This is a genomic window from Methylobacter sp., assembly GCF_004322395.1.
Taxonomy (GTDB): Bacteria; Pseudomonadota; Gammaproteobacteria; order Methylococcales; family Methylomonadaceae; genus Methylobacter_A.
Genome location: NZ_SCTW01000099.1, coordinates 1 through 17,174 on the forward strand (window position 1 = coordinate 1; position 17,174 = coordinate 17,174).

The 17,174-nt window shown below is 43.5% G+C and carries 21 protein-coding genes; 2 read left to right on the forward strand and 19 right to left on the reverse strand.

Annotation, left to right across the window (positions count from 1 at the left end; all coding sequences use genetic code 11):
• Nucleotides 1–200: 200 nt before the first annotated feature.
• Both EPO18_RS13165 and EPO18_RS13170 read right to left on the reverse strand, forming a co-directional pair.
• Nucleotides 201–872, reverse strand: a complete 672-nt coding sequence (locus EPO18_RS13165; RefSeq protein WP_292433899.1) for a M48 family metallopeptidase — start codon at nt 870–872, stop codon at nt 201–203.
• A 124-nt stretch (nt 873–996) separates the two neighbouring features.
• The gene (locus tag EPO18_RS13170; protein ID WP_292433901.1) at nt 997–1,392 is read right to left on the reverse strand and encodes a group II truncated hemoglobin; all 396 of its coding nucleotides are present in this window, start codon (nt 1,390–1,392) and stop codon (nt 997–999) included.
• 138 nt (nt 1,393–1,530) lie between these two features.
• On the opposite strand from EPO18_RS13170, the gene EPO18_RS13175 reads away from it, so the two are divergent.
• On the forward strand, nt 1,531–2,199 hold the full coding sequence (locus EPO18_RS13175; protein WP_292433903.1) for a Bax inhibitor-1/YccA family protein: 669 nt from the start codon (nt 1,531–1,533) through the stop codon (nt 2,197–2,199).
• A gap of 64 nt (nt 2,200–2,263) precedes the next feature.
• On the opposite strand, the gene EPO18_RS13180 is transcribed toward EPO18_RS13175, so the two are convergent.
• From EPO18_RS13180 to EPO18_RS13255, 16 genes are all read right to left on the reverse strand, one after another.
• A complete protein-coding gene (locus EPO18_RS13180) occupies nt 2,264–2,686 on the reverse strand; it encodes a DUF2802 domain-containing protein (RefSeq protein ID WP_292433905.1) in 423 nt (140 codons plus the stop codon).
• The gene (locus EPO18_RS13185; RefSeq protein ID WP_292433907.1) at nt 2,686–2,844 is read right to left on the reverse strand and encodes a hypothetical protein; all 159 of its coding nucleotides are present in this window, start codon (nt 2,842–2,844) and stop codon (nt 2,686–2,688) included. Before EPO18_RS13185 ends, EPO18_RS13180 begins: the two co-directional genes overlap by 1 nt.
• Nucleotides 2,845–2,933: 89 nt before the next feature.
• On the reverse strand, nt 2,934–3,797 hold the full coding sequence (gene motD, locus EPO18_RS13190; protein WP_292433909.1) for a flagellar motor protein MotD: 864 nt from the start codon (nt 3,795–3,797) through the stop codon (nt 2,934–2,936).
• Between the two features lie 3 nt (nt 3,798–3,800).
• A complete protein-coding gene (locus EPO18_RS13195) occupies nt 3,801–4,604 on the reverse strand; it encodes a flagellar motor protein (protein ID WP_292433911.1) in 804 nt (267 codons plus the stop codon).
• Complete coding sequence (locus tag EPO18_RS13200) at nt 4,589–5,317, reverse strand: RNA polymerase sigma factor FliA (RefSeq protein ID WP_292433913.1); 729 nt, start codon at nt 5,315–5,317, stop codon at nt 4,589–4,591. Before EPO18_RS13200 ends, EPO18_RS13195 begins: the two co-directional genes overlap by 16 nt.
• On the reverse strand, nt 5,314–6,147 hold the full coding sequence (locus EPO18_RS13205; protein WP_292433915.1) for a MinD/ParA family protein: 834 nt from the start codon (nt 6,145–6,147) through the stop codon (nt 5,314–5,316). Before EPO18_RS13205 ends, EPO18_RS13200 begins: the two co-directional genes overlap by 4 nt.
• 31 nt (nt 6,148–6,178) lie before the next feature.
• On the reverse strand, nt 6,179–7,729 hold the full coding sequence (flhF, locus tag EPO18_RS13210) for a flagellar biosynthesis protein FlhF (protein WP_292433917.1): 1,551 nt from the start codon (nt 7,727–7,729) through the stop codon (nt 6,179–6,181).
• A gap of 16 nt (nt 7,730–7,745) precedes the next feature.
• Nucleotides 7,746–9,842 (reverse strand): flagellar biosynthesis protein FlhA, encoded by a 2,097-nt coding sequence (gene flhA, locus EPO18_RS13215; protein WP_292433919.1) that lies wholly within the window; start codon nt 9,840–9,842, stop codon nt 7,746–7,748.
• A gap of 6 nt (nt 9,843–9,848) precedes the next feature.
• Complete coding sequence (gene flhB / locus EPO18_RS13220; protein WP_292433921.1) at nt 9,849–10,973, reverse strand: flagellar biosynthesis protein FlhB; 1,125 nt, start codon at nt 10,971–10,973, stop codon at nt 9,849–9,851.
• Between the two features lie 8 nt (nt 10,974–10,981).
• Complete coding sequence (fliR, locus tag EPO18_RS13225) at nt 10,982–11,755, reverse strand: flagellar biosynthetic protein FliR (RefSeq protein ID WP_292433923.1); 774 nt, start codon at nt 11,753–11,755, stop codon at nt 10,982–10,984.
• A gap of 49 nt (nt 11,756–11,804) precedes the next feature.
• Nucleotides 11,805–12,074: a flagellar biosynthesis protein FliQ gene (fliQ, locus tag EPO18_RS13230; protein WP_292433925.1), complete on the reverse strand. Its 270-nt coding sequence runs from the start codon at nt 12,072–12,074 to the stop codon at nt 11,805–11,807.
• A gap of 19 nt (nt 12,075–12,093) precedes the next feature.
• Entirely contained in the window at nt 12,094–12,852 is a 759-nt protein-coding gene (fliP, locus tag EPO18_RS13235) for a flagellar type III secretion system pore protein FliP (protein WP_292433927.1), read from the reverse strand.
• Complete coding sequence (gene fliO / locus EPO18_RS13240) at nt 12,845–13,288, reverse strand: flagellar biosynthetic protein FliO (protein ID WP_292433929.1); 444 nt, start codon at nt 13,286–13,288, stop codon at nt 12,845–12,847. Before fliO ends, fliP begins: the two co-directional genes overlap by 8 nt.
• Nucleotides 13,288–13,668, reverse strand: a complete 381-nt coding sequence (fliN, locus tag EPO18_RS13245) for a flagellar motor switch protein FliN (RefSeq protein ID WP_292433931.1) — start codon at nt 13,666–13,668, stop codon at nt 13,288–13,290. The genes fliO and fliN overlap by 1 nt, the downstream gene beginning before the upstream one ends.
• A gap of 54 nt (nt 13,669–13,722) precedes the next feature.
• The gene (fliM, locus tag EPO18_RS13250) at nt 13,723–14,718 is read right to left on the reverse strand and encodes a flagellar motor switch protein FliM (protein WP_292433932.1); all 996 of its coding nucleotides are present in this window, start codon (nt 14,716–14,718) and stop codon (nt 13,723–13,725) included.
• 3 nt (nt 14,719–14,721) lie between these two features.
• Nucleotides 14,722–15,207: a flagellar basal body-associated FliL family protein gene (locus tag EPO18_RS13255; protein WP_292433934.1), complete on the reverse strand. Its 486-nt coding sequence runs from the start codon at nt 15,205–15,207 to the stop codon at nt 14,722–14,724.
• 433 nt (nt 15,208–15,640) lie between these two features.
• On the opposite strand from EPO18_RS13255, the gene EPO18_RS13260 reads away from it, so the two are divergent.
• Entirely contained in the window at nt 15,641–16,423 is a 783-nt protein-coding gene (locus EPO18_RS13260) for an Hpt domain-containing protein (protein WP_292433935.1), read from the forward strand.
• A gap of 49 nt (nt 16,424–16,472) precedes the next feature.
• Here the strand turns inward: EPO18_RS13260 and EPO18_RS13265 are convergent.
• The coding region (locus tag EPO18_RS13265) for a FimV C-terminal domain-containing protein (protein WP_292433937.1) at nt 16,473–17,174 on the reverse strand (702 nt) is incomplete at its 5' end.

The window sequence follows — 17,174 nt, forward strand, 5'->3', positions numbered from 1 at the left end:
GTTTTTTGTGTCGCCTAAAGCGCCTACTTTGGGTTTTCGTAGATCAAATGATTTTTCTAGGATAATTTATGATTTTTTCATTAACCCTATCACTACTTTTTCATTAATTTGGCACAGTTTTCACTAATTGCGACAACCGACAGCTGGTACGTAATTGTAATGATTCAATTGCAGATTACCAATTTCCCTCTATCCGCAAATCACAGCCCCATCATCAAACTACTGCCATGCTTTTTCAGCCAATGCCTTCGGCTTTTATAATCCGGTAAATGTTCAGCAACCAAGGCCCAAAAATGAGCGGAGTGGTTCCTGATCTTGATGTGGCAAAGTTCATGCACCACCACGTATTCCATGACTTCGGGAGGGGCTATGATTAACAGCCAATTGATGTTGATGTCGTTGTGAATGCCGCAGCTGCCCCATCGGCTTTTTTGGGTTTTGATTTTAATGGTCTGCGGAAACAGCTGTTTTCTTTCTGCATGCTGCTTTACCACCCGCTCCACTTGGCTTTTCGATTCCTTTTTCATCCAGCGAATTAATGCTTCTTTTATCTCGGCACTGTGATCTTTAATGATCAATGCGTCGGGCACGTGGGCAATAAATCCCTGGCTAAATTCTATTTTTATTCTTTTTAATTTTGAGGGCTGAACTGCCAATTTATAGGATGCCCCCTGATAAGGAACTTCAGCGCCATGAACATAAACAGCCGGAGCCAATTTTTTATGATGCAGGCTATTGGCTTCAATTTTAGCCAAGGTTTGGACTATCCACTGTTGCTTGGCCTGAACAAATTGATGGATTTTATGCTCGGCAGCCTTAGGTGGAGCGACAACTTCAACTTTACCGAGCGTTACGACGATTCGCATCTGCATGGCCCGCTGACTGCGCCGGATTTGGTAGGAAAATGCTAAATTAGAAATGACGGTTCTCTATGTTACTGGGTTAAAAAATACTATTATCTGCTTCGGTGCCACATGCGCCCTACTGATTTCAATCCTATTCATCCTGATTAATCATGTGAGTTGCCAGTTGCTGTAATGCTTGGCTTAAATTTTCTCTGAAATTCGCATCCATGGCTATTTCATTTAGGGCTTTATTCATGCACAACATCCACTGGTCTCTTGCACTTGTATCTATCGCAAACGGAAAATGCCGCTGCCGCAACCTTGGATGCCCGTATTCCTGAATAAACAAATCGGGGCCGCCCAACCAGCCGGACAAAAACTTGAACAACTTGTCATGTGCATCCGACAAATCCGCCGCATGCATTGCCCGAATTCCAGAGGCCTCAGGCAATGTGTCCATAAAGAAATAAAACCGCCCAACTAAACTGCGTATTGCCGCCTCTTTGCCTATCAGTTCATAAGGCGTTATTTGTGTGTTTTCTGTCATAATCCAGCGTTATAAGAAATCATTCTTTCAATAATCGGACATTCTACTAAATATTCTTACCAAGACAGTCAAACTCTTGTAAGATTTAGAGGTCTATCTTTTCCGTTAACCCTTCGTTTTTTAAGGAATGTAAATAAAATGAGATTAAATACTGCTATTTCACGCCCGGAAGCCGGCGTTCTGGCAACCAATAAAGTTCTGAGAAACACTTATTTGTTATTGTCGATGACGTTGATGTTCAGCGCTATGACAGCAGGTGCGGCAATGGTTCTGAATCTGCCGCATTTTAACCCTATCATTACCTTGGTTGGTTATTTCGGCCTGCTGTTCTTGACCACTAAATTCAGCAACAGCAGCTTGGGCCTGATTTTCGTTTTTGCCTTAACCGGCTTTATGGGACTAACTCTCGGCCCTATTTTAACTATGTACATCAAGGCCTTCAGCAACGGCCACGAACTGATCATGACCGCATTAGGCGGCACAGGTGTTATATTCCTGGGTCTTTCAGGCTATGCCTTAACAACACGCAAAGATTTCAGCTTTCTGGGCGGCTTCCTGATGGTGGGCGTACTGGTGGCATTTTTGGCGGGTCTTGGAGCGATGTTTTTTTCTATACCGACTTTATCGCTGGCGGTATCGGCCATGTTTATTCTGCTGATGTCCGGTATGATTTTATTTCAAACCAGTGAAATCATTCACGGCGGTGAGACTAACTACATTTTGGCAACCGTTTCTTTATATGTTTCTATCTACAACCTGTTCCTGAGCTTGTTGCAGTTGCTAGGCGTATTTAGCGGCGAAGACTAAAATTTCCGCAAAAAAAAGCCCGGCTGCCCTATCAAGGAAGCCGGGCTTTTTAATGCGCTGCTTTTTACGATTGTGTTTTAGACCCATGCAAACGAATCAATAAAGCGGCTTCATCGTGGCTTAATCCTGAGTTTTGCATTAATTCATTGATGCTAGCTCCGCTTCTTACTTTTCGAATGTCTCCGCTGTACGGATGAGAAGAAGACTGGTCGTTTTGCGCGGCTTCCGTAATCTTTGCCGCCAGATTATCAATCTGCCCGTCTGTAGCGGCTATTCGGTCATCCACTGTAGCTATTCGGTTATCGATCATTAAAGCGGCGGAACACAAGCCTGCAATATCGTTACTGTTACTGTGAACAATATCATTAAGAACCTGATAATCGTGTTTAATTTTCAGCTGAACACGTACCAACCAAAGAAGCAAAAGCAGCATGACAACAATAGTCACAGCTTCAATGATAAGAACAGCCATCAATGGATTATTCATCACACAATTTCATCAATATGTTGTATGGGCTCGGCGTCCTGTTTTTCAGCTTCTTGCTTTTTTCCATTTTGCCGTTTCTCTGGCGGATGATCGTTGTCTCTAATTTTTTTGGATTTTACGACTGGAAAAGCGGGTAATACGGGTTGTATTTCTAGCATATCGGCCTCCTGTATCTAACGCTGGTGCAAAAAGCAAACTCTTTCTTAATATTAGCAGTCATTTTACTTTATTGTTAAACAAATCAGCACTATGGTTGACTAACATCCATTGCGGTCGGCGCCAAATTTAATAATTTGGCACGTTCTTCATCGTTTGCGCCATAACGAGCAAAAGCTTGCGACATTAAAACCAGAACCACTCTCCGGTTCTTAAATCGCCCCTCCTCTATTTTGTTATCTCCGATAGGATGAAATTCCCCATAACCGATTGCAGACAAACGGAGAGGGTTAATACCTTCCTTAACAAATTCGTGAACAACGCTGGTCGCCCGAGCGGACGACAAGTCCCAATTCGATCTAAATTTTATGTTATCGATAGGAACATTATCGGTATGCCCTTCGATATTAATCATATTGGGTAACGGATTAACCACTTCGGCAATCTTTTTCAGCACCGGTAGCGATTTTTTGGATAATTCCGCCTCACCACTCAAAAACAGCATTTCACTGTTCATTTCCAGCTCTATCCAATAGTCGTTTTTTTTGACTGCAACCAGCTTTTCATCAATAAAAGGGGCTAAAACCTGTTCGAATTGACCGGATACCTCGCTCAACTGCTTTCTCTCTTTTAATATCTCTTCGCTCAGCTCCCGCCTTTTTTCAATTTCTGCCGTCGGGGGATTTTCCAATGGAATAGGCTGTATAACCGTCGGCAAAGTTCCTATCTGAATGGGGTTGGTCTGTATGGAATCGATCTCACTGCTCAGTTGCTCTTTATTTGAGAAAGCTTCGCCTAAGGAATCGGACAATGTCTTGTATTTTCCTTCATTGACCGAAGAGATTGAATACATGACCACAAAAAATGCAAATAACAGGGTGATAAAATCTGCATAAGACACCATCCAACGGTCATGATTATTAGTATCCCTAGGTCTTTTCCTACGCCTGGCCATTACTTAGTCTTTATATGTCTCATGCAGATAGCCGCTCAATTTCAGTTTGATATTTCTTGGGTTTTCGCCATCGGCAATAGAAATAATACCCTCAGCCAGCATTTCCCTGGCTTGAGTCAATGCAAGCACGTGATTTTTTAATTTATTGGCGATCGGCAAAAAAATCAGGTTGGCAGAGCCCACGCCATAGATTGTTGCGACAAAAGCCGTTGCTATCCCTTGACCTAACAGTCCCGGATTGGTCAGGTTCTGCATGACATGAATTAAGCCCATCACGGCGCCGAGAATACCGAAAGTCGGCGCATAGCCGCCCATAGCTTCATACAAGCTTGCTGCTTGCAAACCCATATTTTCCTTGGAATACATATCCATATCCAGTATTTCACGAATGGCTTCAGGATCATTTCCGTCAATTAGTAACTGTAAGCCTTTTTTGGTAAATGGGTCTTTTTCATTGGGCAGCGCATTTTCAAGACCTAATAAACCCTCCTTTCGCGCCAAATAACTCCAAAAGATTATCTTGTCAATTTGCTCCGAAAGATTCATTTCTTTTGGTATTAACACCCACGAAAGCATTTTTATGCTTCTGACAAAAATGCCCGGTGGAAATTGCAAAAGCGTTGCGCCGAATGTACCCCCAAACACAATAATCAGTGCCGGTACATTAATCAACGAGTTGATATCGCCACCATCAAGCACGATTCCTAATAAAATCGCACCCACGCCAGCTGAAATGCCTAGGATACTTAAAATATCCATTTTTTTAATTTTCAAATAGATGACTGAAACTATCAATCGCTTGTCCATTCAGACAGTCTTGATCGCAATCTCAACACGGCCTGAGTACTGATTTGACTGACTCTGGATTCACTGATATTCAAAACCTCACCGATTTCGCGCAAATTCAGCTCTTCATCATAATAAAGCGATATAACCAAACGCTCGCGTTCAGGCAAGCCCATGATTGCGTTTGCCAACGCCTGTTGAAAACTTTCACGAGTTAAACCGTCTGCCGGCCCTTCTTCCTGATTCAGGACATCATCAAGATAACGGTCGCCATCTTGCGCCAACTCTTCGATACTGAATATGCGGCAACTGCTTGTATCCTGAAGGATGTGATTATATTCATCTATGGCTATGCCTAAATGTTCGGCCACATCGACATCCTTTGCCTCGCGCCCGGTTTTATTTTCAATTGTCCGTATGGCATCGCTAACCATCCGTGATTTTTTATGCACGGAACGAGGCGTCCAATCACTGCGCCTAACCTCATCCAGCATTGAACCCCGAATACGAATGCCGGCATAGGTATCGAAGCTGGCTCCCTGCGAAGCATCATAATTCTTGATTGCTTCCAGTAAACCGAGCATCCCTGCCTGAATCAAATCATCGACTTGAACGGAATCGGGCAATCTGCTCAATAAGTGGTAGGCAATGCGCTTAACTAATGGCACATGCTGCATGACACGTTCATCTGTGCCTCCAGCCTGTACCGAAGTGTACATTGCCACGCCATTCATGCGACATCCTTTTGAGATCCATACTGGATCATTCTTTCAATAAAAAACTCTATATAACCGCCTGCTTGGGATTTTAGCGGCCAACTATCAATTCTGGCAGCTATTGTTTTTAACGCCAGAGATGACTTGCTTCTGGGAAAACCTAGAACGACCGGCATCTGTTTTTGAACCGATTTACGCAAATATTCATCATAAGGCACCGCACCTGCAAATTTCAAAGTGACATCCAAATAGCGGTCCGTTACTTTACTTAATTTTTGGAACAACGCATGGCCTTGCTGAACAGTTTGAACCATATTGGTAATCACATGGAAATGGGACAAACCATAATCTCTGTTAAGCAATTTAATAAAAGCATAAGCATCGGTTAACGAGGTCGGTTCATCGCAAACAACAACAATGATTTCCTGGCAGGCGCGGGCAAAATTGACCACGCTTGCCGATATGCCGGCCGCCGTATCGACAATCAATACGTCGATATCCTGGTCAATCTCGCTAAAGGCATGAATGACTGAGGCCTGTTCAACCGTGGTCAATTCGGACATTTTTTGGATACCGGATGCCCCTGGAATAATTCTCAAGCCGGAAGGGCCGTCAAGCATGATTTCGTCTAAGGTTTTTTCTCCCGACAGTACATGCGAAAGGTTGAACTTGGGGTATACACCCAACAAAATATCAACATTCGCCAGTCCCATATCAGCATCCATTAACACTACCCGCTGTCCCATTTGCGACAGGGCTAAGCCGACGTTAACCGACAAGTTTGTTTTGCCTACCCCACCCTTGCCGCTGGTAACCGCGATAACCCGAACAGGTTTAATTGTATTCATTTTTCTTATTCCTGCTGCTTGATCAGCTTGCTTATGCATATCCTTGCGCCACCCAAGCTTCATTATATGCATCGTTATAGTCGCTTTCTTCATCCAACTCAGCCGCACATTGTGCGACTAAAGTCCTGGCACAAGCGCTGTGCATATCCTCAGGCACTTGCTGACCGTCGGCAATAAAAGCTAGCGGCAGATTATGTTCTATTATCGAAGAAATTGCCGAACCAACCGTTACCGCTTCGTCAAGTTTAGTCAAAATACTCGCTTGTGGTTCAAAAATATGAAAGGCTTTGATAATTTCATTCATAGCCTTGTATTCAGTCGCAGCCGACATCACCAAATAGGATTTAATGTCTAGGCCGCTTTGTTGCAAGGTATTAATCTGCTCGACCAGTTTCATATCGCGTTGGCTCATGCCGGCAGTATCGATTAGGATAAGACGTTTATCTGAAAAGCCATTGATAAGAGTACGCAATTCAGCGGCACTTGAGGCTACCCGAACAGGAATATCGAGTATTCGCCCATAGGTATTAAGTTGCTCATGAGCGCCTATACGGTAATTGTCGGTGGTAATCAACGCGACCTGTCTTGGCCCGTGTTTTAAAATGAATTTGGCGGCCAACTTGGCGATCGTTGTGGTTTTTCCTACGCCGGTAGGCCCGACTAAGGCGGCAATGCCGCCGTGCTGCAGCAAATCATCGTGAGCTATAGGCAATACTTTAGCCAGCAGTTCTTGCGCTTGGTTAAAAACCAGCTCGGAATCAGTGTGATTATTAAAGCGGTTGGCAATTTTAACGCTCAGTTTTCTTGAGATGCTCATGCCGGCCAAACGTTGCAGCAAATCAGCTCTGACCGGGTTGGCTTGCGTTACTGCGCCCCAACTGACACTGGACAATTTGGAGTCCATTGCAGATCTTAAGGACTTAAGTTCTTTACTCATTTCCATTAATAAATTATCTGCCAGACTAGCCTGTTTTTCTGCTGTTTTGGCTATTGGAGCGGGTCTTTCTTTTACCGCAGATACAACAGGCTTGGCGGCTTTTGCCGATACAGTTTCCAGATTTCCGCGTAAGTGTACTTTTTCTGCATAACCGACATATTGGTCAACATTTCGACGGCCGCCAGGGGCGGTGGAAGTGTCATGATCGGTAGGGAACCGATTCGACCGGCTGTTAGAGATGTTGGAAGTGCCGCCATCGGCAGGGAGCCGGTACGACTTTACCGGAGGATGCTCAGCCACGAAGCCATCCGCGCTCTGTTTTCTGGGGCTACTTAATACATGCAAACGATTTTTTTCCGCTTCAAAATCGGGCAAATTAACTTTTTTAGTTTCAGGGCGGCCGAAGATGGCGGAAGTGCCGGAATCGGTAGGGAACCGGTTCGACTGCGCAGAAGACTGTTGTTCTGCGGTTTGTTTTTGCAACTTGCTCTGAATCAACTGTTCATCAAAATCTCGTGCAGCAACAATTTCAACGCCGCCGTCAACAGACTTGTTTGACATGATCACTGCATCTGCGCCCAACTCTTCCTTAACCATCCGCATGGCCTGGCGTATATCTTCAGCAAAAAAACGTTTAATCTTCATAACTTAGCCTCATGTACTATATTCTTCGTCCGACGGTTGAAACCACTCTGATCTGGCGATCAGCAGGTATTTCATTGTATGCCAAGACATGTAACCCTGGAATGGAATGACGAACGAATCGGGACAACCAAGGACGGATATAAGATGAAACCAACAATACTGCCGTTTGTCCTTCCATTTCCATTTTTTGCATACTTTCTTGCAATGATGTATGCATTTGTTCCGCTAATCCCGGTTCAATTCCGACACCGTTTTCACCTGCCGTTTGCAAAGACTTATGCAATAACTGTTCCAACTCGTGATCCAACGTAATAACCGGCAACTCTTCCTGCATCCCACTGATTTCATGGATAATTAATCGGCCTAATGCTGAACGTACTGCCGATGTCAAGATGTCGGGATCTTGACTTCTAAGCCCGTACTCCGCCAAAGTTTCGACGATACTGCGCATATCTCGAATAGGAACTCGTTCTTGTAACAAATTTTGCAATACCTTGACCACTACGCCTAACGGCAATGTCTTCGGTACCAAGTCCTCAACCAGCTTAGGAGCGGACTTAGCCAAATTATCGAGTATCTTATGAGCCTCTTCATAACCGAACAATTCATGAGCATGCGACTGTAAAAGATGACTTAGATGGGTTGCAACCACAGTACCGGGATCGACCACTGTATAACCTAGAGTTTGCGCATGATCTTTCTGGCTTGACTCTATCCACACTGCCTCCAGACCAAAGGCGGGATCCTGACACGCAGTACCTTTCAAGGTACCGAAAACGCGTCCCGGATTAATCGCCATTTCCATGTCCGGCATAATTTCCGCTTCACCTACAGTCACCCCCATCAACGAAATCCTGTAGCCTGTTGGACTTAAATCAAGATTATCCCGGATATGCACCGATGGAATTAAAAAACCCAACTCTTGAGACAGCTTTTTTCGCACACCTTTGATACGGATCATGAGTTGTCCGCCTTGGTTTTTATCTACCAACGGAATGAGTCTATAACCTACTTCCAAACCGATCACATCAACCGGCATCACATCATCCCAACCCAACTCTTTGATCTCAGGAACAGCGTTATGAGCCAGCTCCTGCGGGTAATCGACAGCAATCAGCTCCGCTTCTTTATGCTGCTTCTCAATTAAATAGGCTGCACCCGCTAAAATCAGGGCCAGCAAGATAAAGACCATATTCGGCATACCGGGAATAATACCCAACGCCCCTACCACCGCCGCTGTAACCGTTAATGCTTTAGGATTTGCAAATAGCTGTGCGGTAACCTGTTGCCCGATATTTTCCCCTGTGCTGCCGACCTTGGTAACAACCAATGCTGAAGCTACCGACAATAACAACGAAGGAATTTGAGCGACTAAACCATCACCAATGGACAGTAAGACATAAATTTCTCCTGCCTCGGCAAAACTTAAACCGTGCTGAAGCACACCAATGGCCAAACCGCCAATCATGTTGACGAATAGAATGATAATCCCGGCAATTGCATCGCCCCGGACAAACTTGCTCGCGCCGTCCATGGAACCGTAAAAATCCGCTTCAGTAGCCACCTCGGCACGGCGTGCACGCGCTTCATCCTGAGTAAGCAATCCTGCATTCAAGTCTGCATCGATTGCCATCTGTTTGCCCGGCATCGCATCCAGCGTAAACCTTGCCCCAACTTCGGCAATCCGCCCGGCGCCTTTGGTGACGACCATAAAATTAATGATGATGAGTATGGCAAAAACCACCAGACCCACGGCAAAGTTACCACCGATAACAAAAGCTCCAAAAGCCTCAATCACCTTACCGGCCGCATCGCCGCCTTTATGCCCTTCAATCAATACAATACGGGTCGAAGCCACGTTCAGCGCCAATCGTAATATGGTCGCGAGTAAAATAACGGTTGGAAATGAAGCAAACTCCAACGGTCTAACTGTATAAACAACGACCAGCAGGATAATTAATGAAAAAGCGATGTTAAAGGTAAATAACAGATCGAGTATGAATGCCGGCAACGGCAAAATCAGCATCGCTAATACCATAACGATAACTAATGGAGCTCCCAGCTCGGCTTTGCCCAGTACCGCCAATGCGGCCTTTAATTTAGTAAAATCCATACCCGGTTAATCCCGTTTAAATTCATCAGGCACGTTAATATCTTCTGGTGGCAATGGAACTCTCCAGTCATTTTTCTGTGCCGATTTTAGCTGATAAACATAGGCAAGTATTTGAGCCACAGCTAAATAAAGCCCCTGCGGTATCTCTTTATCTAACTCAGTCGAATAATACAATGCTCTGGCTAAAGGTGGGGATGCTACCAACGGCACATTGGCGCCTATTGCCGCATTACGAATTTGTGCGGCTATTAAATCGATGCCTTTGGCGACCAATGTTGGCGCGCTATTTGAATTCTGATCGTATCTTAAGGCCACTGCGTAATGGCTGGGATTGGTAACAATAACATCGGCTTTGGGTACTTCCGCCATCATACGTTGTCGCGCTATATCCATTTGCACCCTGCGCTGCCGTCCCTTCACCTCGGGACTACCCTCGGATTGTTTATGCTCATCCTTGACCTCCTGCTTAGACATTTTCATGTTTTTATGATAATCCCACAACTGATAAGGCACATCGATCATCGCAATCAGCACCAGTGAGGCACTCAGCATTAAAAAGCATGCTCCAATGATGTTTAACGCATGACTTATTGACTGTTCCAGTGGCTCGGAGCCCAATCCAAGCAACTCACTTATATAGGCTTTGTACAAAACAGCCGCAACAGCAAAAACCAATAAAATTTTCAACAACGCTTTGAATAGCTCAACCAATCCTCGTATGGCAAAAATCTTAGTAATTCCCGTAATTGGATTCATTTTTGACGGTTGAAAAGATATTGCCTCCCAACTAAATACCCAGCCGCCCATTGACATAGGCGTAACAATTGCGACAACGACCATCAACGCCAAAAACGGTACAATCAACATAATGCTATCGATCATTACCTGCTTTAAATGTAATACACTACTAACCGGATCAAAAATGGTTACGCGGCTCAGTTGAAACTCAGTCCGCATCATTTCCAATAGCCCCTTCCCGATTTTTTCTCCCTGCATCAGTAAAAATGTTGCGCTTGCTATCAGCATGGCAAACGTAATAAGTTCTCTGGAACGGGGAATTTGACCTTTTTTCCTGGCGTCGCCTAAACGCTTACCAGTGGGTTCTTCGGTTTTATCTTCGTTATCTGCCATAACTTAATCTACAATCTCAGCAACTGCCCGATCAAATCGTAGCCATCCGTTAACATTCCGGAAAATTGATCCGACACATCAGGCAGTGTTTTCCAAACCAACAATATGCCCAGCATCAAGGTTACCGGAAATCCCACCGAAAAAATTTGTAATTGCGGAGCCGCTCTGGCTGCCACCCCAAAAATAATATTAACCAACAACAGGCTGGCAATGATGGGCATAGACAACAATAAGCCGCCTGCGAACATTCTGCTGCTCCACGCGAGGATTGACCAGATGCCCGCCTTATCTATACCGTCGATACCGATGGGTAAGGTTTTAAAACCATCCACCAGCATTTGTATCAACAACAAATGCCCATCCAAACTGATAAAAATTAACGTGGTGATAATTGTATAAAATTGTGCAATCACCGGCACTTGCTGTCCGCTTTGCGGATCAACCATCATTGAAAAACCCAAGCCCATACTTAAAGCAATGCCTTGACCGGCAAAAACGACCGCAGCAAAAACCAACTGCAGAATAAAACCACTCGTCAAACCGATCATAATCTGTGAAATAGCCATCATAAATCCGGTGTAGCTGAACATTTCAATAGCGGGCAAAGGAGGAAGTAAAGGCATGACAACGAGAGTGATTGCTACTGAAAGGATCAGTCTGACTCGCGCCGGGACGGCCTGAATGCTAAATAACGGCACGGATACGAACATTGCACTAATGCGCATTAACGGCCATATAAACTCTGCCACCTGGCCGATAATTTGCTCTTCGGTAAAATTCAAAGCTTTTGCTCCTGCTCACGCCCCTTGCCTACATCCTTGTAGGCAAAGTTTAGCCAATTAAATGCGGAATATCCCGGATTAACCCCTGAAAATAATCCAGGAACATTTGCAGCATGACCGGCCCCATAATCATCAAAACAATCCCTATAACGATCAACTTGGGCACAAATGTCAATGTCGCTTCACTAATCTGGGTGGCAGCTTGAAACATCGCGATAATCAGGCCTACTGCCAAAGATGGCAATAACACCGGCGCAGTCAGCTTGATCGCAACAATCATCGCTTCCTGTCCAACCATATAAACAGTTTCCGGTGCCATAATTTACCTTGAGTGGTTATCAAGTAATATAAAAACTTGCTGCCAACATTTCCATGATCAAAGACCAGCCATCAGCAAGAACAAACAACATTATTTTAAATGGAAGAGAAATAATCATCGGTGACAACATCATCATACCCATGGACATCAGTACGCTGGCGACCACTAAATCAATGATCAAAAAAGGCAAGAAAATCAGAAAGCCTATTTGAAATGCCGTTTTTAGCTCACTGGTTACAAAAGCCGGCAGCAACAACGAAAACGGTACGTTTTCGGCCGACTCCAACTCTGGATTGCCGGAAATTCTGATAAATAATTCCAGATCGGCCTCTCTGGTCTGTTTTAGCATAAATTGCCGGAATGGCTCGGACGCTTTTTCAATGGCGACAGTAACGTCGATTTTCTCTTCGAGGTACGGCTGGACGGCTTCGGTATTCACTTTGTCAAAAACCGGCATCATAATGAAAATAGTCAAAAACATAGACAAGCCTAATAACACCTGATTACTAGGCGCCTGTCCAGTGCCTAAAGCCGTTCGCAATAGACTTAGAACAATGACGATCCGGGTAAATGATGTCATGGTCAACAACAACGCCGGCAACACGGTCAACAAGGTCATTAACGCCAGAATCTGGATCGTTACCGTGTAAGTCTGAGCGCCTTGCTTGCCCGTAGTTACGGTGACCGCTTCAATCCCTGGAACAGCATAAGCTGGGGTTTCGATCAACAAAAAAGCAAAGCCTATAATCAGTAATCGGAACAACATGCTTTTATGCATCAGAACGTCCTTTCATCACTTGCATTAGTTTTTGTGCAAATCCTGTATCCATATCCATAGATGACGACTCTTCCCTGTTCAAACAATCGTCACCTTCCAACACATGCAAAGTGTCTATACGTCCCGGTGTCACCCCTAGAATAAGCTGTTTTTTCCCGACCTGTAGCAAAATGACTTTTTCCCTCATGCCCAACGGCAGGCCACCGACAATGCGCATTTTTTCCGCGCCATTGGCAGTAATTCCGCCTAATTTACGCATCCCCCATACGCAGAGAAAAAAAACACTCAGAACTATCAATAGTCCAATAATCCAATGAAGCATATCGCCGGAAGAAATCGTCCTGACTGCCTGTTTCGGAGCATCGACACCAGACGCGGCAAAGCACACTGGAATCCACCAGAACAATAACCACGCGACAATTGTTTTCCCAGGCATCAAGCTAATCTTTTAACCCGTTCCGATGGACTTATGACATCGGTCAAGCGAATGCCGAATTTATCATTGATCACCACCACTTCACCATGCGCAATCAGTGTGCCGTTTACTAACACGTCAAGCGGCTCTCCTGCAAAACGCTCCAACTCAACGACCGAGCCTTGATTTAACTGTAAAAGGTTCCTGATATTAATCTGCGTCCGGCCGATTTCCATAGAGATAGTAACGGGAACATCCAGAATAACATCGAGATTAACTTCATCACCTGCGGCTGAAGACGATTTTTTATCTTCAAACTGATTATTGAATTCCTGAAATGCAGCAGCCTCAAAATCGTCAATTGTTTGTTCATCTTCAGGTGTACCTGGATATTCACTCATCTTATTTCTCAATCTAATATTGTTATAATCAAACCCTAAATACGTCAGCCTAATTTAAGATTTTACCTTATCAATAATCTGTATTGCATAATTGCCATCCGATATGCCGACCTTACCTTCAAACACAGGAATCCCTTCTGCTTTCAAAATAACCGTTTCCGGCATTTCAATAGGTATTACGTCACCTTTTTTTAATCGCATAATGTCTCTTATGCTCATGCTTTTTTCCACCAGGAGACTGTTTACGTTCACTTCCGCTCTCAGCACTTCAGCACGCAATGCTGCCTGCCAACTGCCGTCAACCTCACCGCTATCGCTACTGATGGCATCCAGTAACTCCCGGATAGGTTCAAGCATCGCATACGGCATAGCAATATTCACATCGCCTCCCCCACCTTCCAATTCGACATGAATGGTAGAGATCACGATAATTTCTCCGGGACCGATAATGTTGGCAAACCGGGGATTGATTTCTGCGCTCACATATTCAAAATCGAGCTCCATAACCGGCTTCCAAGCTTCTTTCAAATCTTTGAAGATCATATCAATGATTATCCTGACTACCCGCATTTCGGTCGGTGTAAATTCCCTTCCTTCAGTCTGATTATAAAACTGTCCGGCACCGCCGAAAAAATTGTCTACTACGGTAAAAACAAGTCGCGGATCGATTACTATCAAGGCTTTGCCGCGCAAGGGATTAAACCGGACAATCGTCAAATTTGTTGGAACCAGCAGCCCTTGTATATATTCGGAAAATTTTTGAACTTGAATACCCGATATAAAAATTTCTGCAGAACGACGCAGAAAATTGAATAAGGAAATACGGATAAACCTTGCAAACCGTTCATTAACCATTTCCAAGGTAGGCATACGTCCACGAACAATTCTTTCCTGGCTGGCAAAGTCATACTCTCTGACAATGCCTTTTTCATGAAATTCTTCGGCACCTGCTTCAGGATAAAAATCGGACTCATCCTCTGTATCAATATCCCCATCGCTTACACCGTTCAACAGTGCATCGATTTCCGCCTGCGAAAGTAAATCGCTCATAAGTTATTGCATTACAAATGAAGTAAAAAATATCTCGTTAACCTGACCTTTCCCTGCCATTTTTATTAAAACGGCGGTCACATCATCTAACATGGCTTTACGCAGCATCTCCTTGCCTTCACGAGTATTTAAATTTGCTGCATCCTGAGCGCCGATCAGCATCAACAGGTTATTTCGTATCATAGGTTCATTTTTTTTCAAAACATCAATGGTTTCGGCATCTTCAGCTAACATTGACACCGTAATCCGCCCGTGCTGGACCGGCGCCCCCTTGGGAAAATCGACGACGATGGGTTTACTCATATCGAAATAGAATTTTTCTACAGGAACTGCCGACTCATCAACATGTTCAACTTCACCTCCTTTCATAATAAAAAAAGTGACTCCACCGCCAGCTGCTAATAAAATCACAGCAGCAACAATAATCATAATGATAAGTTTTTTAGGAGATTTCTTTACGTCTCCACCCTCTTGCTCAAGTTCAGCCATGTTGCAAACCCTTCAGTTTTTAATCAGTAAACAAGCAATTTAAAGACCACTAAATAATAATATATGCAGAAACATTTAGTTACATTTCGCTTTATTTGTTTGCATATGTAAATAACACTAACAAACAGCTGAACGCTATCATTGAATCTTATCTAAAAATCAAATCATACAAGAAAAAAGATCCTTTTAAAATAATAAGATATAAATATTTGTAAATGTGAATAATTAACTATATTCGGTATCAATTACAAGTATTGAATAGTTAAGCGAATAATAACCACAACCTAATTAAAGTGAAGATGTCATAAAACCGACACGCTATTGCATCCGATAAAATCAACCGGAAATTTTGATTCCCATATAAGACTATGAACGCTGTTGATGACTGTTTGCCGAAACTCTTCATCAAAGCGATATCACAACAGGAAATAAAATGTCTTTAAAAATCTATCAAGATCAACAATTTAATGTGTTAATCACCGGCGACATTGACATGAATCATTTATCATCGCAACGTCACCGTCAAAATATTATGGTAACCAATGAATACGATGAAATTTTAAGGCTCATTGAAACAACTCAATTCGATCTGATACTGCTTGACTCGACTGTAAACTGTTCGGTCGCAGCGGTTCCCGACCGATTATTGGGGCACTTTCGCCATCCCTGGCAGTCGGAGCTTATCACTCGTATTAAAGATCCTCTTGGCCTAAACAACACAACACCGATCATAGCTATCATTAATTCGACAGAAGAATCTCAGAGAGAAAAACAATCGCTAATTGAGGCTGATGATTGGTTAATTAAACCCATATCTGAAAAACAGCTTAATGAGACTATAGATATTTGGCAAACAAAGGCTATAGCTATAGCTCTAGCTTATATTCAAATAATTCTGAATAAAACTAAAAATAACCAGCAACTTACTTTGACCATTTTTGAAAAATTATTTGAAGAACTTCCTCAGCAAATCATTCACATTAAAGATGCATTGGAAAACAAACAATACGATCGCGCCAAAGAAATTACGCACCAATTAAATGGCTCGGCGAGTTTTTGCGGGTTGACGAATATTCAACAACCAGCAAACACTCTGGAAAGTTGCCTATTAAAAAATAATTATGCGGCAATCGATCAACATTTTCAGGTGCTACAGCAATGCACTTTGGATTTTATACGTTATCAAGAATCCATCATAAAAAATTTGATGAGCTAATCCCATAAAAAAAGCCCGTAAAGGGCTTTTTTTATGGGTAAAAACGGTTTCAGTCCAACTCGTCAAGCAACGCTTGGGCTATCTTTTTTTGCTCGACCGTACCTTGTTCAAGCACTTCTCTGGCAATATCCTTGGCCGCATTTGCATCTCCCATATCTATATATGCTTTTGCTAAATCCAGCTTCGTTTCCAACTCGTCCATATCGGTAAGATCAGAGACGCCAAAACTAGCATGATCGGTGTTCTGTACGCTTGTTGTTGAGGGCGCATCCTGATCAAGATCAAAATCAAGATCAAAGTCAAAATCACCAACCGAATTATCATTAAAATCTAATGAATTATCCGCAGAAAAATCAACATGCTGACTGTTTTTCTCATCATCTAATACAGAGCTAAAATCAAGGTTATCGGCTTCTTTTGTTTCAGTATTGCCGGAATTGAAATTAAATTCGTGAGTTTCAAATTCCTGTGCTTTATTGGCTATATTTTCCCCTGAGGATGTGTCCAATAAGGTACTGGCGGCTGTAAAATCTTTATCCAATTCATTGGATCCGTAGTCATCCATTGAGAATGAACTTAAACCGAAATCAATCTCTTCAATCTGTGCTTCTGAAGGCTTATCCGTCCGGGCACCGGAAGCTGTAGCATCTTTTTCCGCTTCATCTGGCTCGTTGGCGTCCATTGAGAATGAACTTAAATCGAAATCAATCTCTTCAATCTGCGCTGCTGAAGGCTTATCTGTCTGGATACC